This is a genomic window from Legionella steigerwaltii, from assembly GCF_001468065.1.
GTDB lineage: Bacteria > Pseudomonadota > Gammaproteobacteria > Legionellales > Legionellaceae > Legionella > Legionella steigerwaltii.
The window spans coordinates 75,017-100,758 of the sequence record NZ_LNYZ01000008.1 but is presented as its reverse complement, the minus strand read 5'-3'; the positions used below and the strand labels follow the sequence as shown (position 1 = coordinate 100,758).

Sequence of the window (25,742 nt, the reverse complement as noted above, 5' to 3'; positions counted from 1 at the left end):
TCCAGGATAGAGTTTGCTAACATTCATTTACATTCCGAATTCACTAGTACATCGTTAACGGTATGAAATGGAATCAAACCCTAATATACTTATCCAAAAAATGAGCAATTAATCTGCAAAACAAAACCTACATTATACTAGTGTTGTCATTTATTTCAACACATAGTTTGATTTCATTTTCATAGGTACAGAAAATGATTATAATTTACGGACATAATTTATCAGCATTATTGTAAAAAAAATGTTATCTTATTGAGGAACATTGCTGATAATTTGATCTAAATTTTACTAAGGCTCAAAATGAATGCTCTTAATCTTGCAATAAAAGAAGCGCTTAATGCGGCTGGAAATAATAAAGAAGCGAATAAAGCCTATCTTGAGTTTATTAAAGCAAACTTTATTGTACCCATAGAAAAAAATTCAGCAGATGATCAACCTAAGGTATTGTTTTTACAAGATAAAGAACATGTATTTCTACCTGTGTTTTCTGAAATGAGTTATTTTGACGCATGGGCTCTCGATATAGCGAACGAGATAAAACTTCTTAAATTATCGGGTGTCGATTTACTTAAGGGACTTGGTGAGAATATAACCGTATGTCTTAATATAGGCAGCGAAATATACAAAGAATTTAATCCTTCAGAATTAGCGCGAATGCGATCTATGGTATTAAAATTTTTCAAGGATTAAGATATATTCTCAATAAATTCTATAGTGCTATTTTTAGCCTATTATTTTTTTGCACACAGGAAGTTTTTTGATATATATTTAGATTTTTTCCTTCTCCCTCAACGGGAGAAAGAAATAATGAGGGTTACGCAGCACGACAATGATGAATTTCTATCTTTTTTATTTAATGCTTCACCAACTTGCAAAATCTATGCTACTAACTCGAATAATTGATAGCCAACTATTGCTGAAGCTGCTATGGCACCACTAATTTCAATAACCAGTGACAGAAAGCTGTGCTTATGGCCATACTCTTGATCATTTGCAGCTCTTTCTTCGCTTACAGACAGTTCGTCATTTCCTATAGCATTTAATGCAAATAAAGGTTCTTCTCCCTCAATTGCATCCCACCAACCTTCTAGCCAGTGTTGTGCTTGTTGTGTACCCTTATGAAAAGGATTATCCTCCTCAGCAACATCAGCAAGCGCACATTCATAACCAAATGCATAGCTGTCTTCATAAGTTGGATGTTCAATGTTAAAACGTAATTTAATATGTGGTAGTAAGGCTGTTATGTCGTTCATGATTATACCCTCTATTTATACAGTATTTTGTATTGGTTAATACTGTTAATAATTTCAACATTTAAGTTAATTTTACGACTTTATGTTAACGCTTATTTACCAAATAAAAACATTTACTAATTCTTGACAAATTTCTTTTTTAACCCAGAAAAATAACTTCAAAATAATTTAGTTGTTATTTCTAATACTTATAAAGCAATTACTATGCCAAGTTTTTTTGTCTCTTTAAAAAACACAAAAAATAGAGTAAGAACAAAAAGAGGGAAAAAAAATATATTTGTGGCAGAACTTAACTTTTTGCCGGCAAATTTTGCCGCTAGTACCCTTTCTACTTAATTTTGACAAGTAGCGCTCAGATTGTATCACAGACCTTGGTAATAGCTGAAAAAAGCGCAGGACGTACAGGACTAATTCGAATAGTTTTGAACTATTATGCGTCGCTAGAAAATGGATGCAAAATGAAATGCTACTGGTCAAATTACGTAGAAAGGGTACTAGTGTGATGTTATGACTATGGAGCTAAACGATGATGCTCCCATTGCCCATCTTGTTGATAATAATGAATTCTATCATGTAGACGATTATCTCGCCCTTGCCAAAACTCGATTTCATTAGGAATAACCATATAACCGCCCCAGTAGGTAGGACGTAATACAGGTTCTTGCCCATGTTTTTGAATTAAATCATTAAGGGCTTTCTCCAATAATTCCCTACTCTCAATTTCAAAACTTTGAGGAGAAACAATAGCGCTGAATTGGCTTTTAATTGGTCTTGAAGAAAAATATAGATCGGACTGCCTCTCATCAACTGGTTTGATTTGGCCTCGAATACGCACTTGTCTTGCCATTTGTGGCCAATAAAAATTAAGTGCCACATGAGGGTTATTTTGAATTTGTTTTGATTTTGTACTTTGATAATTGGTATAAAAAACAAAGTTTCCTTCCTCCAATCCCTTTAATAAAACCACTCTGGAGTCAGGACAACCACGATTATCTACAGTAGAAAGGACCATAGCGGTTGGATCATTTTTTTCATTTTTTAAAACATCTTCAAACCAAAGCTTAAATTGGACAAGTGGATCTTTTGGAAGTGATTTTTCACTTAAATTCAAATCCCCATATTCACGTCTTATATCAGCTATGCTTCGAAAATTTGTCATGAAATACCATAAAAAAAGAAATTGGGTATCTAAGTATTTGATACGTTAGTCCGACGCCCTGCTCCTTGTCTGCAGGACGTCGTCGGCCAATGTATTTACACCTTAGCTTAATGACTGCTTTGCTTTCACACAAAGTTACAATACAACAGTTTACCAGCCAGTTACTGAAGCAACTGCATCGCCCAAATCCGCGGGTGAACGCACAGTTTTTACGCCAGCAGCTTCCAAAGCTTTATATTTTTCGGCTGCAGTTCCTTTACCACCAGAGATAATCGCCCCAGCATGCCCCATACGTTTTCCAGCGGGTGCTGTAACACCTGCAATATAGGAAACTACAGGCTTACTTACATGCGATTTAATGTATTCTGCAGCCTCTTCTTCTGCAGAGCCACCGATCTCACCCACCATGATAATGGCTTGCGTTTGAGAATCTTGCTCAAATAAAGCTAATGCATCAATAAAACTGGTTCCAGGAATTGGATCACCGCCAATACCTATACAGGTACTTTGGCCAAAGCCTTTATCTGTAGTCTGCTTTACTGCTTCATAGGTTAGAGTACCAGAGCGTGACACAATGCCTACTTTACCAGGCAAATGAATTGAACCTGGCATAATGCCAATTTTACATTCGCCGGGAGTAATAATTCCAGGGCAGTTCGGTCCAATTAAACGTGCTTGAGTGTTGTTTTCCAAATAGACTTTTACTTGCAGCATGTCTAATACGGGAACACCCTCTGTGATACAAACAATTAATTGAATCCCTGCATCAGCCGCCTCCAAAATAGAATCCTTGCAAAAGGGAGCTGGGACGTAAATCACGCTTGCTTCCGCTTTGGTTTCTTCAACGGCTTCACGCATGGTATTAAATACCGGTAAGCCTAGATGCTTTTGTCCGCCTTTTCCTGGTGTCACACCACCAACCATACGTGTGCCATAAGCTATCGCTTGTTCTGAATGATACGTGCCTTGTTTTCCAGTGAACCCCTGACACAGTACTTTAGTATGTTTATTTACCAATACACTCATTGTTAACCTCGAAATTTAGTAATTAACCTAAAAAATGCAGTTGAATCGCAAGAACTGCTCATGTCAGCTCAGTGGCAATGCGTAGTAGATTCAACTGCGGCTTTTAGGATTAGGCCACAGCTGCCACAATCTTCTTTGCAGCATCAGTTAAACTGGTTGCAGCAATCACATTCAAATCACTTTTATTTAAAATATCAGCACCGAGTTGCGCATTATTACCCTCAAGACGTACCACCACAGGAATTTTCACATCCACTTCTTTCACTGCAGCAAGAATACCATCGGCAATGAGGTCACAACGAACGATACCACCAAAAATATTTACTAAAATACCTTTGACATGTTCATCGGAGACAATAATTTTTAGTGCTTCACTCACTCGTTCCTTTGTGGCACCACCACCTACATCTAGAAAGTTGGCCGGTTCGCCACCGTGAAGCTTAATCACATCCATAGTCGCCATAGCCAAACCAGCACCATTTACCATACAACCAATGGATCCATCTAAAGGAATATAATTTAATTCCCAATCACTCGCGCGATTTTCTCGCTCATCTTCTTGAGTTGTGTCGCGCATACTTTTTAATTTAGGTTGGCGATATAAGGCATTACCATCAATGTTAATTTTTCCATCCAAACAAATTAATTGTCCTTTCTTTGTTACAACTAATGGGTTGATTTCTAATAAACTCAAATCACAATCAACAAACATTTTACCCAATCCCATCATCAAATGAGTAAACTGCTTAATTTGATCATCTTGAAGGCCCAATTTAAAACCTACATCACGACATTGAAATGGCATGACACCAACTAATGGGTCTACAATAACCTTGAAAATTTTCTCAGGCGTTTCTTCAGCTACTTTTTCTATTTCAACACCGCCTTCGGTTGACGCCATGAATACAACGCGACGAGTAGCGCGATCAACAACAGCGCCAAGGTATAACTCTCTGCCAATATCGCACGTTTCCTCAATTAAAACAGCATTAACTGGCTGACCATGAGCATCAGTTTGATAGGTAACTAAGCGAGTACCTAATAATGATTTTACAGCTGTAGCGAGTTCATCTTTGTTCGATACTAATTTCACACCACCTGCTTTTCCTCTACCGCCAGCATGAACTTGCGCCTTAACAACCCAACGATCAGTAGTTAACTGTGAAGCGACTTGCATAGCATCTTCAACACTATAAGCTACTTCACCGTTAGGAACGGGTAAATTGTAGCTAGCAAATAATTGTTTAGCCTGGTATTCATGTAAATTCATTGCAATTACCTTTCTTAAAAAAGCAAAATTCGTCACTACTCATAAGTGTCAATTGATGCATAGTAGCGCTGGGTAGGCGGAAAGCCAAACCCAGATTTACCATCAATGAATTAAAACTGCCGGGTTCCAACCTTGTCTTCACCCAGAGTACATTTATGTGTCAATGCGAATCTCGCTGTTACATTTCATTAAACATTAAGTAAAAGACGAGCAGGATCTTCCAATAACTCTTTAACACTCACCAAAAACTGTACTGAATCTTTGCCATCAATCAATCGATGGTCATAAGACAACGCGACATACATCATAGGACGAATCACGATTTGTCCTTTTTCTACTACAGGTCTATCTTCAATTTTATGCATTCCCAAAATACCTGTTTGGGGCGGATTAATAATTGGAGTAGCCAATAAAGAACCAAATACCCCACCATTAGTAATGGTAAAAGTACCACCTTGCATATCTTCCATTGCTAATTTGCCTTGTCTGGCTTTTGTAGCTGCATCATTAATAGCCGATTCAATATCAGCCATGCTCATTTGATCTGCATCACGGATCACAGGGACAACTAATCCTCTCTCCGTAGATACCGCAATACCAATATCATAAAAACCATGATAGACCACATCCTGACCATCAATAGACGCATTGACTGCAGGGAAACGCTTTAATGACTCAACAACTGCTTTAGTGAAAAACGACATAAATCCAAGTTTAACGCCATGTTTTTTCTCAAAACTGTCCTTATACTGAGCACGCATATCCATTACAGCTTTTAAATTGACTTCATTAAAGGTTGTCAACATTGCTGCATTATGCTGTGCTTCCAATAAACGTTCCGCAATTTTAGCTCTTAAACGCGTCATTGGAACTCGACGTTCCTCGCGTAAGCCCATGGGTGCTTTTTGTTGTTGCTCTTTTTGGCTTTCTGAGGATTTAGATGTTTTCTCTCTGCTGGATTCTATATAAGAAAGAACATCCTCCTTCGTGATACGACCGTCTTTGCCACTACCTTGGATTTGTCCTGGTTGCAGATCATGTTCAGCCATCATTCGTCGTACTACAGGACTTGTTGACTTATCTTCCTTAGCACTTACTTTATCACTTCCTGCTTCTTCATGATCCTTAGCAGTTTCCGTTTTCTTTTCTTCTTTCTTTTCTTCTTTAGCTTCAGAGCCAGAACCTTCCTTTATTTTTGCCAATACTTGACCGGAATTTACTGTATCACCTTCCTGGAACATTATTTCGGCCAGTACCCCATCCGCTGGAGCAGGAACTTCTAGTACGACTTTGTCTGTTTCCAGATCCAGCAAATTTTCATCACGGGTAACTTTATCACCTACTTTTTTATGCCATGCAGCCACAGTTGCATCAGCAACTGATTCAGGCAAAACAGGTACTTTGACTTCGATAGACATGGTTATACCTTCTTATTTTATTAGGACCTGTCTACATTTCTACTACCTTGGTCAAGCTGTCCTGACTTTCTGCGCTTCGGTGCTCTAAAATCAGGCCATTTTGACTCAAACTAGCGAAATGTAAACAGACCCTAAATTCGTTAACAAATTGTAGTCTGAGGTACTCAGACTACGATAAACTCAAATTCAGTCCAATAAAGCTTGCTCAACTAAAGCTTGTTGCTGCTGTGCATGCAGAGCTGGACTTCCTACAGCGGGTGCAGCAGCAAACTCTCTTCCGGCATAGTGCAAGGTTTGTTCAGGAAGCAAACAATCTATTATATTATGCTGAGAGGAGAACCATACTCCCTGGTTTTGTGGCTCTTCCTGACACCAAATAACTTTCTTGGCCTGAGGATATTTATTTAGCTCAGTAGAAAGTGCTTTTTTAGGAAACGGATACAATTGCTCGATTCGCACTAAAGCAACGTGATTTAATTCTTTATCACGACGCATTTGCAGTAAATCATAATAAACTTTTCCACAGCACAGCACCACTTTTGTAACTTTTTTGGCATCCAGAACATCAATTTCTGGGATAATGGTATGGAATTTACCTTTAAACAAATCATCCAAAGGGGAAACCGCTAATTTATGCCGTAAAAGACTCTTGGGGGTCATTACAATTAATGGTTTTCGGAAATTACGAATAACTTGTCTTCTTAATAAATGGAAAATTTGAGCAGGTGTAGTTGGCGTACAAACTTGCATATTATGCTGGGCACAAAGTTGCATGTAACGTTCTAAGCGCGCGGATGAATGCTCGGGGCCTTGTCCTTCATATCCATGGGGCAATAACATCACTAGACCACATAAGCGCCCCCATTTTTGTTCGCCGGAACTAATGAATTGATCGATAACAACTTGCGCACCATTGGCAAAATCACCAAACTGAGCTTCCCAAAGTACCAGAAAATTTGGAGCAGAAGCAGAAAAACCATATTCAAATGCCAATACCGCTTCTTCTGAAAGCACGGAATCGATTACAGAAAAAGGTCGGTTCAGTTCATTCGTTATTTGCTCTAAAGGAATAAATGTTTCACCCGTTTCTACATCATGTAATACCGCATGACGATGAGCAAAAGTCCCTCTTCCAGAATCCTGACCCGATAAACGCACCCCATAACCTTCTTGAACTAAACTGGCATATGCCATAATTTCAGCATACCCCCAGTTCATCGGTAATTCATCAGCGGTCATTTTATCGCGTTCATTTAACAAGCGTTGTACCACTGGGTGTAATGTAAACCCCTTAGGTAGTTCATTTAATTGCTTGGTTAATTTTTTAAAATTCTCTTTAGAGATCGTGGTATCTACTTTATCTGTCCATTTTGCGTTCAGATAAGGAGTCCAGTCTACCGCATATTTCCCTTCATAATCACCATGAACCAAATCCACTACAGACTTACCTTGATCCAAAGAATCGCGGTAAGCATCTACTAATTTTTCAGAATCTTTGCTAGTCAGTATACCTTCTTGAATAAGCTGATCGGCATAGATTTCACGTAATGGACGCATAGATTTAATTTTTCGATACATGGAAGGTTGAGTTACAGCGGGTTCATCTGCCTCGTTATGGCCATGACGTCGGTAACAAACAAGATCAACGACTACATCTCGTTTAAATTTCATTCTGAAATCAAATGCCAATTTGGTCACAAATACAACTGCTTCAGGATCATCACCGTTCACGTGAATAACAGGAGCCTGCACCATTTTCGCAACATCGGTACAATATAAAGTAGAGCGTGCATCCAAAGGATTGCTGGTAGTAAAACCGATTTGGTTATTAATCACGATGTGAACCGTACCACCAGTAGAATAACCTCTAGCCTGAGAAAAATTAAAGGTTTCCATTACGACACCTTGCCCAGCAAAGGCAGCATCTCCATGAATAACAATAGGAACAACTTTTTCCTTTTTAATTAGATCATTACGACGACCTAAACGAGAGCGAACGGAGCCCTCTACCACAGGCCCGATAATTTCTAAGTGCGACGGATTGAAGGCCAAAGCCAAATGTACTACTGAACCTGAATTTGTTTTTATATCTGAGGAAAAACCTAAATGATATTTCACATCACCAGTACGTTCGTATTTTATTTTTCCTTCAAACTCTTGGAAAAGCTGGTTAGGCTCTTTACCTAACACATTTACGAGGACATTTAAACGGCCACGATGAGCCATGCCGATTACCACTTCCTTAACATTATCTCTTCCGGAACACTCAATGATTTCTTTCATCATGGGAATTAAAGAATCACCCCCTTCGAGAGAGAATCGTTTTTGCCCTACATAACGTGTCCCTAAATAACGCTCTAAGCCATCCGCAGCAATTAAGTCTTTTAAAATTTGCAGTTTCTTTGTTGTATCTAAATGAAGACGTCCACGTACAGATTCCATTCGTTCTTGTAGCCATTCGATTTCTTCGGTATTAGAAATATGCATGTACTCAATACCAATACTGCCACAATATGTTTCACGCAATGCTCGATATATTTCATCCAGAGTCATTTCCGGGCCATTAAATGTAGTCCCTGCAAAAAACTTACGGCTTCTATCTACATCAGATAAGTGATGATAATCTAATTCCAATGCGGGAACTGGAGTACGCTCTGTCATTTCAAGGGGATCGAGTTTGGCAGCATGATGTCCCAATGAGCGGTATGAATTAATTAAATCTGCGATTCGAAATTGTTGGCTATCTGAAGATTGGATTACTGGTATTGCTTTTTTATCTGCATTCTGCAAAAAATAATCACGAATATCTCTGTGTGAACGTTCCTTTTCAGCACCATTAACCTTGGGTAAGGCACTAAATACTGCTCGCCAATCGGCGGAAACCGAACTCGGATCAGCAAGATAATCTTCATACAAGCTATCAACATATGCCATACTTCCGCCAGATAAATAGGAAGAAGCCCATTCTTTTTGCAGATCGGAACTGCTCATTTTCTTACTCTCCAAAGGGTATTAATCACACCACCATTAAATTGGTAAATGCTCAGCCCTATCAGGGAACGACTGTATTTGGCGCATCTTGCGAGAAAATTCTCCTACTCGATGCGCACATACAGATGTATGTTGCGCTTGCATAGAAAAATTTTCTCACAACCTACGCTCAAATCCAACCATCCGAATAACATAGGGGCCTGAGCTATTACTTAAATTGGCTACTCCACTCATCCCCGTGGATAAAACAGCTATCCCCGCAAAAGCGGGGATCCATCCTTATTCTGGTTTCGAGCTCATTTCAGGATTATTCTCATTTTATGAGAATAAAATTTCCTATTTTCAATGAGTTTTACCAGGTACCTTAAATAACAAAAAAGTACCGTCAGGTTTCTTGTGTCAGCATTTGCAGACGAATTTCAGCAATTGCTTTCATTGGATTGAGACCCTTCGGGCAGACACTGGTACAATTCATAATGCTTCGGCAACGGAACACACTAAACGGATCTTGTAATTTATCCAAGCGATGCTCGGTTGCTGTATCACGACTGTCTGCTAAAAATCGTCTTGCTTGTAATAATCCCGCAGGACCTACATATTTCTCTGGATTCCACCAGTATGAAGGGCATGCACTGGTACAACATGCACATAATATACACTCATATAACCCATCAAGCTGCGCACGTTCTTCTGGAGATTGCAAACGCTCCTGAGCAGGTACAACCTCATCATTTTGTAAATAGGGTTCTATGCGCTCATATTGTTGATAAAACTGGGACATATCAACAGCCAAATCACGAATTACTGGAAAACCGGGTAAAGGGCGAATAACTATTTTGTCTGTCTTCAACTGGGATACATGAGTAATACATGCCAAAGCATTAGTCCCATTAATGTTCATACCATCGGAACCACATACTCCCTCACGACATGAGCGTCTATAAGTTATAGAAGGATCCTGTTCTGCTTTCAAACGCTCAAGTAAGGTGAGCAACATAGGATCACTTTTAACCGGGATCTCCAACTCATAATCTTTCATATAAGGCTTAGCATCCACCTCAGGATTATAGCGATATATTGATAGGGTCAATTTTTTACTATCTGCCATGTAATCTATCCTCTTTAGTAAACGCGTTCTTTCGGCGCAAAAGGCTCGACATGCTTAGGTGATGCATTAACTGGACGAAAATCAATTTTCTCACCTTCCTCAAAATAGAGCGTATGTTTAATCCAGTTCTCATCATCACGTTTCGGATAATCCTCACGGCTATGAGCCCCACGACTTTCAGTACGAACAATAGCAGACTGCGCTGTTGCGTATGCAGTTGCCATTAAATTATCCAACTCTAATGCACTGACTCGTTCTGTATTAAATACCTTGCTTTTATCTTCTAATTTGGCATGGGCCAATCGCTCACGTAAAGCCTGTAGCCGTTTTAAACCAGAGGCCATGACTTCACCGGTACGGAATACACCAAAATCTTCTTGCATCACACGTTGCATTTCATCATGAATCACAGCGGGGCTTTCGCCTTCTGTTGAATCATTCCATCGATTATATCGTTGCAAAGATGGGGCAAGATCATCATCACTAATATAAGTCATTTCAGGCAATTGATTTGCCAGCCATAACTCTTCAACATGCAATCCTGCTGCACGACCAAAAACAACTAAGTCCAGTAACGAATTACCACCTAAACGGTTCGCACCATGTACAGAAACACAAGCACATTCACCAACCGCGTATAATCCCTCTACAACATGCTCCGTTCCATTAGTTTTAGTGAGGACTTGTCCATACATATTCGTTGGTATTCCACCCATACTGTAGTGACATGTAGGAACTACCGGGATCGGCTCAACAATGGGGTCAACTCCAGCAAATTTCATAGATAATTCACGAATACCTGGCAAGCGCGACATAATGAGATCAGCACCTAAATGATCCAGTTTTAATTTAACGTGATCAACCCCTTTAGGATCAAAACCCTTGCCGGCACGAATTTCAAGAGCCATAGAACGAGCAACAACATCCCGAGAAGCTAAATCTTTAACCCGCGGTGCATAACGCTCCATAAAGCGTTCACCGTCTTTATTAATCAAATAACCACCCTCACCACGACAACCTTCAGTCACCAAAACGCCTGCTCCGGCGATACCGGTAGGATGAAATTGCCACATTTCCATATCTTGTAACGGAATGCCTGCTCTGAGCGCCATACCAAAACCATCACCTGTATTAATAAAGGCATTGGTTGTAGATTGGTAAATACGTCCTGCCCCTCCAGTTGCCAAAATACATACCCTGGATTGGAAAAAGACTATCTCACCAGTCTCAATACACATTGCAGTAACGCCAGATATGTGACCATGGGCATCTTTAACGAGATCAAGAGCATACCATTCACTAAATACATGTGTTTTGGCTTTTAAATTTTGCTGGTACAGCGTATGCAATAAAGCATGTCCTGTTCTATCAGCTGCAGCGCAAGTACGGGCAGCTTGATCGCCACCAAAATTTTTTGATTGACCACCAAACTGACGTTGATAAATTCTTCCGTTATCCATACGTGAAAAAGGTAAGCCCATATGTTCGAGTTCATATACAGCTTCTGGACCTGTTTTGCAGAGGTACTCAATTGAGTCCTGATCACCAATATAATCAGCGCCCTTCACGGTATCATACATGTGCCAACGCCAATCATCTTCATGAGCATTTCCTAATGCACAAGTAATCCCGCCTTGGGCGGATACCGTATGTGAACGTGTTGGAAATACTTTGGATAAAAGTGCAACTTTTAAACCAGAATTTGCCATCTGCAGTGCAGCACGCATTCCAGCTCCGCCTGCACCAATAATTACTGCATCAAATGTGTTACGTGCAATTGCCATGCTACTGCCCCCAAAGGATCATTAAGCCCCAGACAAATTGACTAAGGAGCCATAAAACGACTAACATTTGTACTGATAAACGCAATGCAGTACACTTCATATAATCTGTAGTCACTGTCCAAATACCTATCCATGCATGCAATGAAAGAGCAAACAATGCAATAAGTGACGCGATCCGAACTAAAGTATTAGAAAAAAGAGCATGCCATTGTGCAAAACCTAGTTCAGGATGCAATAACAAAAATCCAATAATAAAAAAAGAATAAAGAGCAAAATAAACCGCGGTGACTCGTTGAATCAACCAATCCTTTAACCCATTACCTGTTAAGCTGGTGACATTATTTACCATATCCAGATTCCTAGAAAAATTGACAAAATAATGGCAAGAATAATGACTAAAACAGCGGAACGCCGACCAGCATCAAGATGCTCACCAAACCCCATGTCCATCACAAGATGCCTAATCCCTGCAAGTAAGTGATAAATCATTGCTGCACCAAATGCCCACATGATCATCTTATAAGCAGGATGAGACAGTAAACTTTTCACTTGTATAAAAGCTTCTTCTGATTGCATTGACTGGCCAAAAATATAAAGCATTATGGGTAACAGTAAAAATAAAACTACCCCTGAAATCCTATGTAAAATGGACGCTATAGCCATAGGGGGATATTTTAAACTACCCAAATCCAGATTAACGGGTCTTTTTTTGTTCACTGTGAGTTTCTTCCTTAATTAGAAAAGTTAATTAAATAAAGCACAAATGCGAAGTATAGCACTCTGTTTCTATCGCGCAAGATTAAGTCGATATGGATTCTAAGCAAAATTTAACTTGTCGATCTCTTATTCAAATAAATTCATTCATTGTCTCCATTCCTTAAAGGATCTTTTTACTTGAAAAAATATTTTTAATCCAAAGATAAAAAATTAATCAGTCAGTTTAATTTTTTAATTTCTCGCTTAATTGGTATAATTAATATACATTTATTGTTTTAGGAATCAACTATGCCTATCTCTGACGATCCAAATGAACGACTTATCTATTGCGCCACTAAAGGGCTTGATGTAACTGTGGGTAATATTTTAAAAAAAAATATAAGGCAACTTCAACCAGAAAAAATTGACGAGGCTATAAATAAGGCATTAAAGGAAACCCGTTCTGATAAATTAAGCAGTGAGCAAATTGATAAACTATGGAAAATAATAATTCAATTATGCAATTTGTCCCAAAATGGACCTCACCCAAACCCCAAAGTTGTAAAAAATGCTTTAGTGAAGCACCAAGTGTATCAACAACAAATACAAGAACGCCAACAACAAATAGAAGAGGAACACCAACAACAACTACAAGAACAATTCGATGACATGCTGGGAGAATTAATCAAAGACAAGATGGGAGATAGTGAATGGAATACTTTTTTTGATCACATCAAGAAAAGTGGGAGGAAGCCTTCTCAGGCTGTAATAGGTTATGCATTACATGTCGCGACACTCAATGAGCAATGGAAGATATTTTCTTCTCTATTGAGTCATCAAGAGCCTAATTGGGGCGCGGCAAGCCAATTGCTCCGTATGGCAGCAAAATCTGGACAATTTGATGCAGTGAAACTGCTTTGCAGTTTGTCTCCAGAAAATACTCCTGCTGAGAGTGCTATTAAAAAAGCATACAAAGATGCAAAACGTACAGGACATCATGAAATTGTCAGTTATCTTTCTTGTGAGCTCATCCATCAGCATAATTTAGAAAAAGACCCTTTGGCACTCACACAAGCCATACTTCAGGATTATGTTGATCATTCGTTTATAGGAAGTAGTTTCTTTAATAGTCAAGTCAAAGGGGTGAAGAATATCCTTTCTCAAGTGAAACGTAAGGCAACTGAAGTACATGACGAAAGTTCAAGAAATCAAATAGTACTTGAAGTAGTTCATTCGTTACAAAAAGTTATGGCTGATAATAAAGAATTACTTGGTCGTGTTGATTTCATTAAAGCACACTGTGGTAAAATTGAAGAATCTCCTTCACTAAAAGCCGAGCTTTGATTTTCTTGAGTAGATTATTAACAGAAAGCCCTCTATATTTAATAGGGGCTTTTTTATTTAGGTCGTACAGAAGATGTTCTAGGATGTTTATAGGTGTCGCGTGGGGCCTCAAGCGGATATCCGTACTTGTCTGCATTTTGTTTGACAATTTGTAAATAACGTTCACCCCATGCACCCGGATCAAAATTAGTTACCACAACGTTGTAAGGTAAATTGATAATTGACTCAAAGGCTTTTCTTTGGGGAAGCAAATGCCCACCAAAAGATACTTGCACTTCCGTTTCTTTATCAATACCTCCTTCTTTTAAACGTTCAACCAAAATATAAATCATTTTTTCTATGGTCATATAGAGCTTATACATAGACATCCCAGCAGAGAGCATCTCCTCACTTTTGGAAGTAGACAATTTTGATCCTGAATCAAGAATGGAATATACGAATTCATACTCATGTGTTCCTGAAATTAGTTCAGGTTTGATAATTACTGGAGGTGAAATAAGATCTATAGTTGGAGACACAATATAAAGTTGGAAATCAGCCCAACGCCACCAGATTTGATAAACGCGCTCAACTAAAGTTATAGGATCATTTAAATCCTCTTCCATTTGCAGTTTACGCAAGTCCATACTGCTATCGTTATCAATACTATCAAAATCCTCTTGTAGTTCTGTGTTTTCGTCAGTAGTAGGGAGATCTGATTCATCAGCCATTTTGCATACCACATATAAATCAAGCTTATACGGTTATATTAGCCCAAATTTGGTGAATGAGCACGAAAGTTAAATCCGCTTTAGTAAAAAAGCTGTAAAAAAATGTAATGCATGAGATAAGGTTCTGATTACTATTCGCTGTAACGGGCAGTTTATAAAAATAAGGGTATGTGTTCAATAGAGTGTCGCAATCGCAGACGGGCCCGCAAGCGTTCACGTGAATGAGCGCGCTATCGCACCCAATTAATTTCAATTTAAATCAATAAATTAATTCATAAGGCAGTGATGATGGGAGCCCCTAAATATATTGATAATATTCAGGAGTGTTGGCACGACACTTAAAGCATGTGCTTCCACAGTTTGCTCTTTCCTGGCATTTACGTATGACCCCCTTGCCTATCCATAAATCAAGCATAGGCTGTAATGCTGGCAGATCCAAACGAAACTCGCGAGTCAATTGTTGGGTACTCACTACACCTTCACGGCAGATGTAATCACGTATTTGCAACAGCATTATTCCTCCGCATACTTCGTTTGGTATATTGACGTAATCCTATAACAAGAAAAAAAACCAATAAAAAAACCATCATCTCAAGAGCATTGTGTTCTGAACTTTGAATCCACTTAGCAGATTGATAAAACACAACGGCGGCAGCATAAGCAACTACAAAAGACCAAACCACAGAAATCCACATATATTTCCTGTTTGCTTCTTGTCGAATTACCGCCATTGTCGATACACATGGGATATAAAGAAGTACAAACAACAGGTACGCATAGGCGCCTATTTTACCGTCAAACCTTTGGGCCATAATTCCATATACTGACTGAGATACTGGGTTATCTGCTGCACTGGCTAATATAGGATTTGTCAAGGCAGAACCCAATTGAGCTAAATTCTGAGGAACAGACCAAAAAGCTGCTTTGATGCCTGCCCAGAAATCAAAATGAGCGGCGGCAATTTCACCTACATGGCCTACCTGAGCATAAAGTGAATTTAACGTACCTACTACTACTTCCTTAGCTAACATACCCGTTAACAATCCTACCGTTGCTGGCCAATTGTCTTGATGTATTCCCATGGGTGCAAATAGAGGGGTAATCCATTGTCCCATTAAAGAAAGCAATGATTGAGCACTGGCTTCACCTGAATTAATGCCACCACCCAAAGTGATGGCGTTTAAACCACCTAAAATAACACAAATGGGTACAATTAATTTTCCTGCCCGCACTACAAAAAAGCGTAGTCGCATAAAGGTTTCTTTAAATAACCGTTTGAGTGCAGGTTTATGATACGCTGGTAATTCCAAAATTAATGGAGAAGCATGGCCTTTTAAAGTAGATTTGCGCAAGATGAATCCTGTTAATACAGCCATCAAAATCCCTACAAGATATAAAGAAAACACTACATTTTGGCCGCCCGATGGGAAAAAAGCAGCGACAAATACTGCATAAATCGCCAAACGTGCACTGCATGACATAAAAGGACTCATCATCACCGTGAGTAAGCGATCCCGTTCCGAATCCAGTGTACGTGCTGCCATAATCGCAGGAACGTTGCAACCAAAACCAACGATCATCGGCACAAAAGACTTGCCGGGCAAACCCATCATACGCATTGCTTTATCGACGACAAAGGCAGCTCTGGCCATATATCCTGACGTCTCCAGTAAGGATAAGAAAAAGAACATCGCAGCAATGACAGGAATAAACGTTAACGTGGTATTAATTCCTTTCCCCACTCCATTTGCCAATAAAGCAATCAACCAATTGGGCGCATGAAACTGTTGTAATAACCAGGCAGTACCTTGAACGAATATTGTATCGGTACTGATATCAAAAAAATCCTGAAACGCACCACCTACATTAATCGCAAATAAAAACATCAAATACATCATGCCAAAAAATATAGGGAGGGCAAAAAAACGATGTAACATGATCTTATCAAGCTTTGCAGTAAAATCTTCACTGGCATCGCTTCGTTTTTTTTGTACAGCTGTCACCATTTTATGTATTTCGTGATATCGAGCATCAGCTAATAAGATATCAAGGCTAGGCTCCAATTCGTTCAGTAGGGTCAAATCTTTGGTAAGTGTTTTATCGAATAACAACTTATCTCCCTCTGCAATCCTACGTGCATAATAATAGGCAAGAGATTGACTATACCCCTCATGAACTAATGTATTTTCCAGAGTCATTAATGTTTGTTGGACCGATTTGGGCACAGGAAGTATCCAGGAGATATTTTTTTGAGGCACGTGAATTAATGCCTGCATTAATTGTGGGATACCTATCTTTTTATGTGCTTGAATGGGAATAACAGGACAGCCTAATTGCTGAGACAAGGCATTGATATCAATAGAGATACCACGTTGCTGAGCAATATCCATCATATTCAGTGCAAGTAATACGGGTTTGCCTAATTCCAAAATTTGAGTCGTCAAATACAAATGCCGCTCCAGGTGACAGGCATCGATCACATTAACAATGCAATCTGCTTCCATAGTTACAACCGAGTGCGCAGCAATGTGCTCATCCTGACTAACACCCTCGGCATTAGCCACCAGAGAATAAACCCCCGGTAAATCAGTTACTTCAATGCGTTGTTGACCTACAAAGAATTCTCCGGTTTTCTTTTCAACGGTAACACCGGGCCAATTTCCTATTCGCTGATTGTCACCAGTTAATGCATTAAATAAGGTAGTCTTACCACAATTAGGGTTACCTACTAACAGCACATGAGTCATATACGCTCCAAAATCAATTGACTCGCTTCTTCCTTACGCAAGGTTAAGGCAGTTCCTCTGACTTCTATTTGAATGGGACATCCTAAAGGAGCAATTCGAACCACTAAAAGCTCTGTGCCACAGGTTACGCCCAAAGACAAAAGTCTGCGTCTATATTGCATATCGGTTGTACCAAAACTGGTTAACCGTACTTTATCACCTGGTACTACCTCTGTAATTCTTATCATGTCCTAACAGCACAAAAGTGAAATAATATTAATCTTAACACAAATGAAATCGATAATCATTCTCAATTAAGAAAAAAATTATACATTTCATCCCTGGAACAAAACCGTAGCCTGGGTGCAGCGCAGCGGAACCCGGGATCGAAGCAGTTTATTCATTTCCGTAAACCCGGGTTCCTCTGCGCTGCACTCAGGCTACGATACTCAGGATGGCAAAACGTTAATATAATCAAGAGCTATCAGCAACCCCAAACTCTTTAAGCTCTCTTTTAGGGTGGCGTGCCAAATAATCCACAGACTGCATTTCCAGCAAACGACTTAATGTCCGTGTGAAGGTTTCTTTCATTTCTCCTTCAACATACAACTTTTCAACTGCAACTTCTGCAGAAATAATAATATTAATACCACGGTCATACATCACATCGATAAAGTGAATGAACATAATTGCTTGTAAGGTATGATTTACTGTTAAGGAAGGTATGTTACTTAAAAAAATGGTGTCGAATTTATCTGCAAGCTCCAGGTAGTCCAATTGACTGCGTGGCAAATTACACAAAATATCAAAGGCAAACCAAATCGACTGTTCAGCGAGCTTAAGGTAAGGAATTTCACGATTTTGTATTGTAATGAAACCATTTTCCTTAAATTCGCCGGCTAAAAGCATGAATTGTTTTTCCATAGTCAAAGCCGTATGCTCATTTAAAGGAAATAAATAAGCATCGAGTAAAGGAACGCGTCCAACTCGATAATCTTTTTGTTCATTTAAATGCAATACATCGCAATTTTCTTTAATTGCTGCAATAGCAGGTAAAAATCGCTTTCGATGCACCCCATTTCGATACAAATCATCTGGAGGTATATTCGAAGAAATGACCAAAATAACCCCATTAGCAATTAAAGCCTGTAACAATTCCGCTAAAATCATGGCATAAGCAACGTCATGAACCATAAATTCATCAAAACAAAGCACTCGCGTCGTTTTAGCCAATTCTTTAGCAATTTTACGAAGTGGATTTTTTTGTCCTTGTAATCGTCTTAACTGCGAATCAACTTGTTGCATAAAATGGTGGAAGTGGAAACGCGCTTTCTTTTTTTCTTCAAGACAATCATAAAATAAATCAATCAAGTAGGTTTTTCCCACCCCAACAGGTCCATAAAGATACACACCCCTAATTCGGGTTTTAATTAATGGATAAAACCAAGATGAATTCGATTTTTTTACCTCATCCGCTAAATATTGCATCTGGGCCAATATATCTCGTTGCAGCGGATCATCATCAATGTCACCACGATGAATTGCAGCTTCATATTGGGCAATCAAATTCGTCATAAAACAACCTGAGAATGAATATATTCTATAAGTTTTGCTTTCAGTTCGATTAATTTCCCATGAAAAAAATGCCCCGTATTGGCAAAACGAATCACTGGGATCTCAGGATTAGTCTGGGCAGCAAACTCAAAAACCAAATTGGAAGGAACTACTTCGTCTTCATCACCTTGTATAATAAGCCAAGGGCGAGGAGAAGGATTAAACTCACGATAATTATAATGATGCACCGGAGGGGCTACCGTAATTAATAATTTTGAGTCCGTTTGGGCCGCAGCGCGATAAGCCACATAAGAGCCAAAAGAAAAACCAGCAAAAATAAGTTCCTTCTCCGGTTGTTCCTTTTGCCATTTATTAACTAAAAACAGCATATCTTCACTTTCACCATGCCCTGCATCATAATCTCCCTCAGACTGACCGACTCCGCGAAAATTAAAGCGTAATGAAGGAATGCCTAACTCCCTAAAGACACGGGCCAAAGTAGTAACGACTTTATTACTCATTGTACCGCCTTGCAGTGAATGAGGGTGTCCCAAAAAAGCGATGAACGCAGAATGATTTTGTTCTGGAACAGTTAAAACTGCTTCCAATTTCCCAACAGCTCCTTGCAGAAATAAAGCATGTTCACCTGGGACAGCTAATTTTTCAGTGATTTGCATAAAAAACCTGTTATTATAAGTACATATTTCACGCAATGACTTCAACCGCTTTACTAAAAGAAGGTACCCTGCATGAAGCATGAATGATAACTCGAATTATAGTTGAACAAAATGCATAAAGAGCAAAAAGAAACAATGTCCCTAACAAAATACATCCCTTTTTCTAACCGTTTTATTCTTTTAGTTATAATTCCGGCTGTTTTTGTACTAATCGGAATGATTCTGTATCTTCTGGGCGGCCGTTATGTTGCAACTGATAATGCCTATGTCAAAGCAGATATGATTCCTTTGAGTCCACAAGTATCAGGTGCAGTTCAAGAAGTTTTTGTCACAGAAAATCAGAATGTAAAAAAAGATCAGCTTCTTTATCGCATTGATCCAGAACTTTTTAAAGTTGCTTTGACTAAAGCTGAATCTAAGTTAGCTCAAGTCCGTATTGATATTTTAGCGATGAAAGCCAATTATCGTGAAAAGCAGGCTGAATTAGAGCTTGCCCGCACTAAATATAATTTTTCCTTACGCAACAAAAAGCGTCAGATGGATCTTGCTGAGAAACATTTCGCTTCGCTATCCAGTTTAGATGATGCAAATGAAGGCGCGGAACTTGCTGCACAACAGATCGTCACCTCAGAGCATAATCTGCAAGGCTTAGCAGCATCACTTGCGGGCAGTATTGATGAACCTGTAGAGACTCATCCTTCATATTTAATGGCAAAGGCAGAGTACGAACAAGCAAAATTGGATTTACTGCATACTGAAATTAAAGCGCCAGTATCTGGGACCATTAGTGCCCCTCCCAAAAAAGGGCAATTTGTCAGCAAAGGTTCGATTACCATGACCTTGGTTGCTAATGAACATCCTTGGATAGAAGCAAATTTTACTGAAAAAGAATTGACCTATGTACATCCAGGACAAAAGGTAACTGCTAGCATTGATATTTATCCTGGAAAAAAATGGAAAGGTACGGTCCAAAGTATAAGTCCTGCAACTGGTTCAGAATTTTCAATTATTCCAGCCCAAAATGCTACAGGAAATTGGGTTAAAATTGCTCAGCGCATTGCAGTCCGTATCCAATTGAAAGCAGACCCTAACAGTCCACCACTGCGCTCAGGGCTCAGCTCCTGGGTAGAAATTGATACAGGACATAAAAGATATTCATTTAAAAATCCCCCTCTTCCCAAAGTAGGGGAGGGTTAAAGCCTTTGTAGCCTGGGTGCAGCGAAGCGGAACCCGGGATTATAAAATTCATTTACCCAATAAAACCCGGGTTCCGCTTCGCTGCACCCAGGCTACATTTTAACAATAGATTAGCGAGATCTATGGCAAAAACATATCAAGCACCCCAAGGCTCACAACGAGTATTTATTACTTTGTCTGTGATGCTTGCAACAGTGATGCAATCATTAGATACAACCATTGCTAATGTAGCCTTACCCCACATGCAAGGCGGGATGGGCGCTACTCAAGAGCAAATTTCTTGGGTTCTTACCTCCTACATTGTTGCGGCAGCAATATTCACTCCATTGACTGGTTTCCTGGGGGACCGTTTTGGCAGAAAACGAATTTTCATTTGGTCCGTAATTGGATTTACTATTGCTTCCATGCTTTGTGGCGCTGCTCAGAGTTTGTCCCAAATTGTATTATTTCGTCTGCTTCAGGGAATTTGCGGTGCCAGTTTGGTTCCCATATCCCAATCCATACTTTTAGATTCAAATCCTCCAGAAAAGCAAGCCTCGGCAATGGCTATTTGGGGTATGGGAGTTATGGTTGGCCCAATTCTTGGCCCGTCTCTTGGGGGATGGCTTACTGAATATTACAACTGGCGTTGGGTCTTTTATATTAACCTTCCTTTTGGGGCACTTGCCTGGATCGGTTTAACCATGTTTCTCCAGGAAAATAAATTAAAAACCGAAAAACATTTTGATTTAATGGGCTTCGCATTTTTAAGTATCGCGATAGGCTCATTGCAGCTATTTCTTGACCGTGGCGAATCGCTGGATTGGCTTAATAGCAATGAAATAATTATTGAAGGATTAGTGGCGCTCATCTGCTTGTATTTGTTTATTGCCCATATACTCACTTCAAAAACCCCTTTTATCGAGCCCTCCATGTTTAAAGATCGTAATTTTAGTGTGGGCCTCAGCTTTATTTTTATTATTGGGATTATTTTGCTGGCTACCATGGCCCTATTACCACCCTACATGCAAGGTTTAATGAATTATCCAGTAATTGACGTTGGGATACTCTTAGCTCCTAGAGGGGTAGGTACTATGCTCGCGATGATGATTGTGGGCAAATTATCAGGAAAAATTGACCCACGTTATCAAATTGGTTTCGGGTTAATTTTGACCGATTATTCTTTATGGCTTATGACTTTATTCAATGTGGACATCAGCAGCAGCGACATCATTTCCTCAGGAATCATTCAGGGACTGGGTTTGGGTTTTATTTTTGTTCCATTATCTACGCTCACTTTCACCACCTTACCGTCTCAGTATCGTAATGATGGCACTTCCTTGTTTAGCTTACTCAGAAATATCGGGAGTAGTATTGGTATTTCCATTGTCATGACCAAATTAGCTCAAAATACGCAAGCAAATCATTCGGCCTTTGCCCATTTTATTACTCCATTTAACATCAGCTTAAATCATGCGAGTGAGTCAGGAGTTTTTAATCTACAGTCAACACAAGGACTGGCCTTTCTCGATGCAACGGTGACCAAACAAGCGGTATTACTTGCTTACTTACAAGATTTTCGCTTCATGATGTGGTTGGTATTATTTGCTTTCCCGCTTTTGTTTTTGCTTAAACCACCTTCTAAAAGATCAACTACTTCTCAATTACCTGAATTTGAAATATGATAGCTAATGCACTGACCTAAGTTGGCAGTGACTTTTTTTTAAATTATTTTGGAGGACTTGATCCATGCGACAGGTACCTATAGTATACCCCGCTTTTCATAATGCCTGCTTCATTGTATTAAGGAGTAACGCAATATGAAAATTAATGATTTCAAACGTAAAAAAGAAGAGCAACAAAAGATTTCCCTGGTTACCTGCTACGATTATCCATCTGCCTGTATTGTAGCTGAATCGAATATTGATTGTGTTCTTGTTGGTGACTCTGTGGCTATGGCAGTTCATGGCCATGAAACGACAGTTACAGCGACTATGGAGATGATGATACTTCATACGCAAGCCGTTGCTCGTGGGTTAAAACAGCAATTTTTAATCAGTGATCTCCCCTTTTTAAGCCATAAAATCTCACTGACCCAAACTGTAGAAAATGTAAAAAGTCTATTACAGGCAGGGGCACATGCGGTGAAGATTGAAGGGGGTGATGCAGATACGTGTCATACCATTTCCTATTTAGTCAATGCAGGAGTTCCTGTGATAGGTCATATCGGTTTAACACCTCAATCCATTCATCAATTAGGTGGCTATAAAGTACAAGGAAAAAATCAAGAGCAAGCAGAAAAACTCATTCAGCAAGCACTTGATTTAGAAGCAGCCGGTTGCTTTGCCCTTGTCATCGAATGTATCCCCCAACAATTAGCAGAAACTATAACTCAGTCACTGAATATACCCACTATTGGTATTGGAGCGGGATCAGGTACTGATGGTCAAGTACTTGTTTGGCATGACATGCTGGGTTTACAAACTGATTTTAATCCAAAGTTTGTTAAACGATTCATTCAAGGCAAAGACATTGTATTGAATGCATTAAATGCTTATGTGCAACAGGTGCAACAAGTGAGTTTCCCAGCAGCTGAACATTCATTTTAATTAAAGAATGAAACTGTTCACATAAGAATACTAAATTGTAGCCTGGGTGAAGCGAAGCGTAACCCGGGTTTCAGTCCAAATTTCCCGGGTTACGCTTCGCTTCACCCAGGCTACAATACCTATGCCGACGAACGGTTTTCATAAATTCCAGAGGAGTAATCCATGCAAATTTTTCACGATCTTGGCGAATGGATACGTTTTCGTAAAACATTATCTGCTGAATTAACTTTGGGCTTCGCACCAACAATGGGTAATTTGCATGCAGGACATGCATCTTTGTTTTTAGCCAGCCAAAAAGAAAATAACCATACTGTTTCAAGTTTATTTGTCAACCCGACCCAATTTAATCAGGCTGAAGATTTTAAGAATTATCCTCGCACTTTAGAAGCTGACCTTAAGATTATGGAGGATTCTGGTGTTGATTTTTGTATTCTTCCGAATGAACAATCAATGTATGCTGATCAATACAATTACCAGGTACATGAAAATCAACTGTGCCAGCTGATGGAAGGACAACATAGGCCAGGTCACTTTAATGGAGTATTAACTGTAGTATTGAAATTACTTAACTTGGTCAAACCACATAGGGCTTATTTTGGCGAGAAAGATTACCAACAATACTTATTAATTCAAGGAATGGTTAAGGCATTTTTTATGGATATAGACATTAAAGCCTGCCCAACTATTCGAGAACCGAGTAGTTTGGCATACAGTTCACGCAATAATCGACTCAATAATGAGCAAAGGGCTTTAGCCGAAGAGTTTGCTGCATTATTTCAACGAAAAGAGTTAACATGTGCACAAATCATAAAACAATTAACCGCAAAGGGCATCGCCGTAGAATATATTGAAGAACATCAAAATCGGCGTTTTGCTGCAATACGAATTGGTGACATACGATTAATTGATAATTACTTATTAGGGTAGATTCTTTCAGAGACAAACCACAGAACGTAGGCCTACTTGAATGTAGCCTGGCTGCTTGCAGCCAGGATCTAATGGATACATTCTAGAAAAACCTGGTTGCAAGCAAGCAGGCTACACTATTTTCCAGCATTGCAATCTTAGTTGATTACTCATTGTATTTATCTTACGATGACGCAATTTATTGGAAAATAAGGATTTTCATGCATTCTTCGTTGGAAAAAATAATACCTAATCATTTTAATGATCCCTTAATTAATGCTGTGTTAACCCATTATAAATTGGGTCAATTAGTACAATCCCCGAAGGAATTAAATAGCGGTTTGACTAATAGGGTGCTCCATGTAAAAACAAGTTGCGAAGACAAAGTAAATGAGTATGTTATCAAAATTGTTGATAGAACCGCTCCACGCGCTAGAACAAAGCACGATTACAATAATATGGAACGTTTGCAAAAATTTTTTGTTGATGAACATCAAATACCAGGAGTGTTAGCCAAGGCTATCAATTATGAACGAGTGTTTGAATATGATCATTTTTTTGTATTAGTCTATCCTTATGTTCCTTCACGTACACTTGCTGGCCCCATAGGTCCTGTGGAAGCTAAGCAAGCATTTCAAGCAGGTAAATTATTAGGTCAAATCCATAATGGCCAATTAGGTCAAACTCTTAATCTGAACAATCTATTTAAAGGCCAAATATTTGAATACAACTATTCACTGAATTTTATTCGGTTGAACGAGTTATTACCTAAATACCCACAATTGACAGATAAGTTTGCCAAAATAGCTGAGAAAACCCAAACTGCTTATCAACAAAGTCGAGCACACATGGTTTATGGACACGGTGATTATCAGCCGCACAATCTCCTCCTTGTTGATACGGGTACAGAGCAAATTGATCTTAAGATTATCGATTGGGAATTAGCTGGTTTGATTAATCCTGACATGGAATTTTTTACGGGATTAATTACCTTCTCAGGAATTGCGACAGATAATGGGTTTAACGAAAATGCTTTATTGCAATTCATTGATGGATATCGTAGTACAGGATGTAAATTGCAGGATAACCTGGAAAATGCATTCTACGCGAGCATCCATAAGTGTTGGATAAATTGGATTGTTTTTAATATGGAACGAAAAAACCAGGTAGAGATTGATAGGGCTTTTCCTAGTTTATTGCATATCTTGGAAGTTGCACCCCAGTTATTTGATTATATCAAATCCAATCAGTTAGTTGATCAGCCTACAGCTCACATGTGATTTAATAACATCTTTTAAAAGCATCTAGCCTGGCTGCTTGCAGCCAGGATTTAAT

The 25,742-nt window shown here is 39.1% G+C and carries 23 protein-coding genes; 7 read left to right on the top strand and 16 right to left on the bottom strand.

What is annotated here, in order from left to right; translation table 11 throughout:
- Positions 1 to 300: 300 nt before the first annotated feature.
- Positions 301 to 690, top strand: coding sequence for an SseB family protein (locus tag Lstg_RS05800; RefSeq protein WP_058476718.1), 390 nt, complete (start codon positions 301 to 303; stop codon positions 688 to 690).
- A 188-nt stretch (positions 691 to 878) separates the two neighbouring features.
- On the opposite strand, the gene Lstg_RS05795 is transcribed toward Lstg_RS05800, so the two are convergent.
- The 10 genes from Lstg_RS05795 to sdhC form a co-directional block, all read right to left on the bottom strand.
- Positions 879 to 1,253: a hypothetical protein gene (locus tag Lstg_RS05795; protein ID WP_058476717.1), complete on the bottom strand. Its 375-nt coding sequence runs from the start codon at positions 1,251 to 1,253 to the stop codon at positions 879 to 881.
- Positions 1,254 to 1,764: 511 nt separating this feature from the next.
- Entirely contained in the window at positions 1,765 to 2,412 is a 648-nt protein-coding gene (gene pdxH, locus Lstg_RS05790; protein ID WP_058476716.1) for a pyridoxamine 5'-phosphate oxidase, read from the bottom strand.
- A 150-nt stretch (positions 2,413 to 2,562) separates the two neighbouring features.
- Positions 2,563 to 3,438: a succinate--CoA ligase subunit alpha gene (gene sucD / locus Lstg_RS05785; RefSeq protein ID WP_058476715.1), complete on the bottom strand. Its 876-nt coding sequence runs from the start codon at positions 3,436 to 3,438 to the stop codon at positions 2,563 to 2,565.
- A 109-nt stretch (positions 3,439 to 3,547) separates the two neighbouring features.
- Complete coding sequence (gene sucC / locus Lstg_RS05780) at positions 3,548 to 4,708, bottom strand: ADP-forming succinate--CoA ligase subunit beta (protein ID WP_058476714.1); 1,161 nt, start codon at positions 4,706 to 4,708, stop codon at positions 3,548 to 3,550.
- A 188-nt stretch (positions 4,709 to 4,896) separates the two neighbouring features.
- Complete coding sequence (odhB, locus tag Lstg_RS05775) at positions 4,897 to 6,126, bottom strand: 2-oxoglutarate dehydrogenase complex dihydrolipoyllysine-residue succinyltransferase (RefSeq protein WP_058476713.1); 1,230 nt, start codon at positions 6,124 to 6,126, stop codon at positions 4,897 to 4,899.
- A 186-nt stretch (positions 6,127 to 6,312) separates the two neighbouring features.
- Positions 6,313 to 9,117, bottom strand: a complete 2,805-nt coding sequence (locus tag Lstg_RS05770; protein ID WP_058476712.1) for a 2-oxoglutarate dehydrogenase E1 component — start codon at positions 9,115 to 9,117, stop codon at positions 6,313 to 6,315.
- Between the two features lie 385 nt (positions 9,118 to 9,502).
- Positions 9,503 to 10,225: a succinate dehydrogenase iron-sulfur subunit gene (locus tag Lstg_RS05765; protein WP_058476711.1), complete on the bottom strand. Its 723-nt coding sequence runs from the start codon at positions 10,223 to 10,225 to the stop codon at positions 9,503 to 9,505.
- A gap of 14 nt (positions 10,226 to 10,239) precedes the next feature.
- Positions 10,240 to 12,009 carry a succinate dehydrogenase flavoprotein subunit gene (gene sdhA, locus Lstg_RS05760; RefSeq protein WP_058476710.1) on the bottom strand — a complete coding sequence of 590 codons (1,770 nt, stop codon included), beginning with the start codon at positions 12,007 to 12,009 and terminating at the stop codon, positions 10,240 to 10,242.
- A gap of 1 nt (position 12,010) precedes the next feature.
- A complete protein-coding gene (sdhD, locus tag Lstg_RS05755; RefSeq protein ID WP_058476709.1) occupies positions 12,011 to 12,358 on the bottom strand; it encodes a succinate dehydrogenase, hydrophobic membrane anchor protein in 348 nt (115 codons plus the stop codon).
- Positions 12,352 to 12,726 (bottom strand): succinate dehydrogenase, cytochrome b556 subunit, encoded by a 375-nt coding sequence (sdhC, locus tag Lstg_RS05750; RefSeq protein WP_058476708.1) that lies wholly within the window; start codon positions 12,724 to 12,726, stop codon positions 12,352 to 12,354. The genes sdhD and sdhC overlap by 7 nt, the downstream gene beginning before the upstream one ends.
- Before the next feature lie 288 nt (positions 12,727 to 13,014).
- On the opposite strand from sdhC, the gene Lstg_RS05745 reads away from it, so the two are divergent.
- A complete protein-coding gene (locus Lstg_RS05745; RefSeq protein ID WP_058476707.1) occupies positions 13,015 to 14,049 on the top strand; it encodes a hypothetical protein in 1,035 nt (344 codons plus the stop codon).
- 53 nt (positions 14,050 to 14,102) lie between these two features.
- Here Lstg_RS05745 and Lstg_RS05740 read toward each other — a convergent pair whose 3' ends face one another.
- From Lstg_RS05740 to Lstg_RS05715, 6 genes are all read right to left on the bottom strand, one after another.
- Complete coding sequence (locus tag Lstg_RS05740) at positions 14,103 to 14,759, bottom strand: hypothetical protein (RefSeq protein WP_058476706.1); 657 nt, start codon at positions 14,757 to 14,759, stop codon at positions 14,103 to 14,105.
- 298 nt (positions 14,760 to 15,057) lie between these two features.
- A complete protein-coding gene (locus Lstg_RS05735; protein WP_058476705.1) occupies positions 15,058 to 15,273 on the bottom strand; it encodes a FeoC-like transcriptional regulator in 216 nt (71 codons plus the stop codon).
- The gene (gene feoB / locus Lstg_RS05730) at positions 15,254 to 17,506 is read right to left on the bottom strand and encodes a Fe(2+) transporter permease subunit FeoB (protein ID WP_058476704.1); all 2,253 of its coding nucleotides are present in this window, start codon (positions 17,504 to 17,506) and stop codon (positions 15,254 to 15,256) included. The genes Lstg_RS05735 and feoB overlap by 20 nt, the downstream gene beginning before the upstream one ends.
- On the bottom strand, positions 17,503 to 17,733 hold the full coding sequence (locus Lstg_RS05725; RefSeq protein WP_058476703.1) for a FeoA family protein: 231 nt from the start codon (positions 17,731 to 17,733) through the stop codon (positions 17,503 to 17,505). Before Lstg_RS05725 ends, feoB begins: the two co-directional genes overlap by 4 nt.
- Before the next feature lie 226 nt (positions 17,734 to 17,959).
- On the bottom strand, positions 17,960 to 19,060 hold the full coding sequence (gene zapE / locus Lstg_RS05720; protein WP_058476702.1) for a cell division protein ZapE: 1,101 nt from the start codon (positions 19,058 to 19,060) through the stop codon (positions 17,960 to 17,962).
- Entirely contained in the window at positions 19,057 to 19,716 is a 660-nt protein-coding gene (locus Lstg_RS05715) for an alpha/beta hydrolase (RefSeq protein WP_058476701.1), read from the bottom strand. The genes zapE and Lstg_RS05715 overlap by 4 nt, the downstream gene beginning before the upstream one ends.
- 111 nt (positions 19,717 to 19,827) lie before the next feature.
- Between Lstg_RS05715 and Lstg_RS05710 the strand changes: the two genes are divergently transcribed.
- From Lstg_RS05710 to Lstg_RS05690, 5 genes are all read left to right on the top strand, one after another.
- Positions 19,828 to 20,913, top strand: coding sequence for an HlyD family secretion protein (locus tag Lstg_RS05710; RefSeq protein ID WP_238585378.1), 1,086 nt, complete (start codon positions 19,828 to 19,830; stop codon positions 20,911 to 20,913).
- A gap of 122 nt (positions 20,914 to 21,035) precedes the next feature.
- On the top strand, positions 21,036 to 22,577 hold the full coding sequence (locus Lstg_RS05705; protein WP_058476699.1) for a DHA2 family efflux MFS transporter permease subunit: 1,542 nt from the start codon (positions 21,036 to 21,038) through the stop codon (positions 22,575 to 22,577).
- A 135-nt stretch (positions 22,578 to 22,712) separates the two neighbouring features.
- Positions 22,713 to 23,501 carry a 3-methyl-2-oxobutanoate hydroxymethyltransferase gene (gene panB / locus Lstg_RS05700; RefSeq protein WP_058476698.1) on the top strand — a complete coding sequence of 263 codons (789 nt, stop codon included), beginning with the start codon at positions 22,713 to 22,715 and terminating at the stop codon, positions 23,499 to 23,501.
- A 162-nt stretch (positions 23,502 to 23,663) separates the two neighbouring features.
- Positions 23,664 to 24,428 carry a pantoate--beta-alanine ligase gene (panC, locus tag Lstg_RS05695; RefSeq protein ID WP_058476697.1) on the top strand — a complete coding sequence of 255 codons (765 nt, stop codon included), beginning with the start codon at positions 23,664 to 23,666 and terminating at the stop codon, positions 24,426 to 24,428.
- A gap of 200 nt (positions 24,429 to 24,628) precedes the next feature.
- Positions 24,629 to 25,687, top strand: coding sequence for an aminoglycoside phosphotransferase family protein (locus Lstg_RS05690; protein ID WP_058476696.1), 1,059 nt, complete (start codon positions 24,629 to 24,631; stop codon positions 25,685 to 25,687).
- Positions 25,688 to 25,742 lie beyond the last annotated feature (55 nt).

What these genes read in the sequence shown, in the direction of transcription:
- Lstg_RS05800 (WP_058476718.1), top strand. Translation starts at nt 301, where the DNA reads ATGAATGCTCTTAATCTTGCAATAAAAGAAGCGCTTAATGCGGCTGGA.
- Lstg_RS05795 (WP_058476717.1), bottom strand. Translation starts at nt 1,253, where the DNA reads ATGAACGACATAACAGCCTTACTACCACATATTAAATTACGTTTTAAC.
- pdxH (WP_058476716.1), bottom strand. Translation starts at nt 2,412, where the DNA reads ATGACAAATTTTCGAAGCATAGCTGATATAAGACGTGAATATGGGGAT.
- sucD (WP_058476715.1), bottom strand. Translation starts at nt 3,438, where the DNA reads ATGAGTGTATTGGTAAATAAACATACTAAAGTACTGTGTCAGGGGTTC.
- sucC (WP_058476714.1), bottom strand. Translation starts at nt 4,708, where the DNA reads ATGAATTTACATGAATACCAGGCTAAACAATTATTTGCTAGCTACAAT.
- odhB (WP_058476713.1), bottom strand. Translation starts at nt 6,126, where the DNA reads ATGTCTATCGAAGTCAAAGTACCTGTTTTGCCTGAATCAGTTGCTGAT.
- Lstg_RS05770 (WP_058476712.1), bottom strand. Translation starts at nt 9,117, where the DNA reads ATGAGCAGTTCCGATCTGCAAAAAGAATGGGCTTCTTCCTATTTATCT.
- Lstg_RS05765 (WP_058476711.1), bottom strand. Translation starts at nt 10,225, where the DNA reads ATGGCAGATAGTAAAAAATTGACCCTATCAATATATCGCTATAATCCT.
- sdhA (WP_058476710.1), bottom strand. Translation starts at nt 12,009, where the DNA reads ATGGCAATTGCACGTAACACATTTGATGCAGTAATTATTGGTGCAGGC.
- sdhD (WP_058476709.1), bottom strand. Translation starts at nt 12,358, where the DNA reads ATGGTAAATAATGTCACCAGCTTAACAGGTAATGGGTTAAAGGATTGG.
- Lstg_RS05745 (WP_058476707.1), top strand. Translation starts at nt 13,015, where the DNA reads ATGCCTATCTCTGACGATCCAAATGAACGACTTATCTATTGCGCCACT.
- Lstg_RS05740 (WP_058476706.1), bottom strand. Translation starts at nt 14,759, where the DNA reads ATGGCTGATGAATCAGATCTCCCTACTACTGACGAAAACACAGAACTA.
- Lstg_RS05735 (WP_058476705.1), bottom strand. Translation starts at nt 15,273, where the DNA reads ATGCTGTTGCAAATACGTGATTACATCTGCCGTGAAGGTGTAGTGAGT.
- feoB (WP_058476704.1), bottom strand. Translation starts at nt 17,506, where the DNA reads ATGACTCATGTGCTGTTAGTAGGTAACCCTAATTGTGGTAAGACTACC.
- Lstg_RS05725 (WP_058476703.1), bottom strand. Translation starts at nt 17,733, where the DNA reads ATGATAAGAATTACAGAGGTAGTACCAGGTGATAAAGTACGGTTAACC.
- zapE (WP_058476702.1), bottom strand. Translation starts at nt 19,060, where the DNA reads ATGACGAATTTGATTGCCCAATATGAAGCTGCAATTCATCGTGGTGAC.
- Lstg_RS05715 (WP_058476701.1), bottom strand. Translation starts at nt 19,716, where the DNA reads ATGCAAATCACTGAAAAATTAGCTGTCCCAGGTGAACATGCTTTATTT.
- Lstg_RS05710 (WP_238585378.1), top strand. Translation starts at nt 19,828, where the DNA reads ATGCATAAAGAGCAAAAAGAAACAATGTCCCTAACAAAATACATCCCT.
- Lstg_RS05705 (WP_058476699.1), top strand. Translation starts at nt 21,036, where the DNA reads ATGGCAAAAACATATCAAGCACCCCAAGGCTCACAACGAGTATTTATT.
- panB (WP_058476698.1), top strand. Translation starts at nt 22,713, where the DNA reads ATGAAAATTAATGATTTCAAACGTAAAAAAGAAGAGCAACAAAAGATT.
- panC (WP_058476697.1), top strand. Translation starts at nt 23,664, where the DNA reads ATGCAAATTTTTCACGATCTTGGCGAATGGATACGTTTTCGTAAAACA.
- Lstg_RS05690 (WP_058476696.1), top strand. Translation starts at nt 24,629, where the DNA reads ATGCATTCTTCGTTGGAAAAAATAATACCTAATCATTTTAATGATCCC.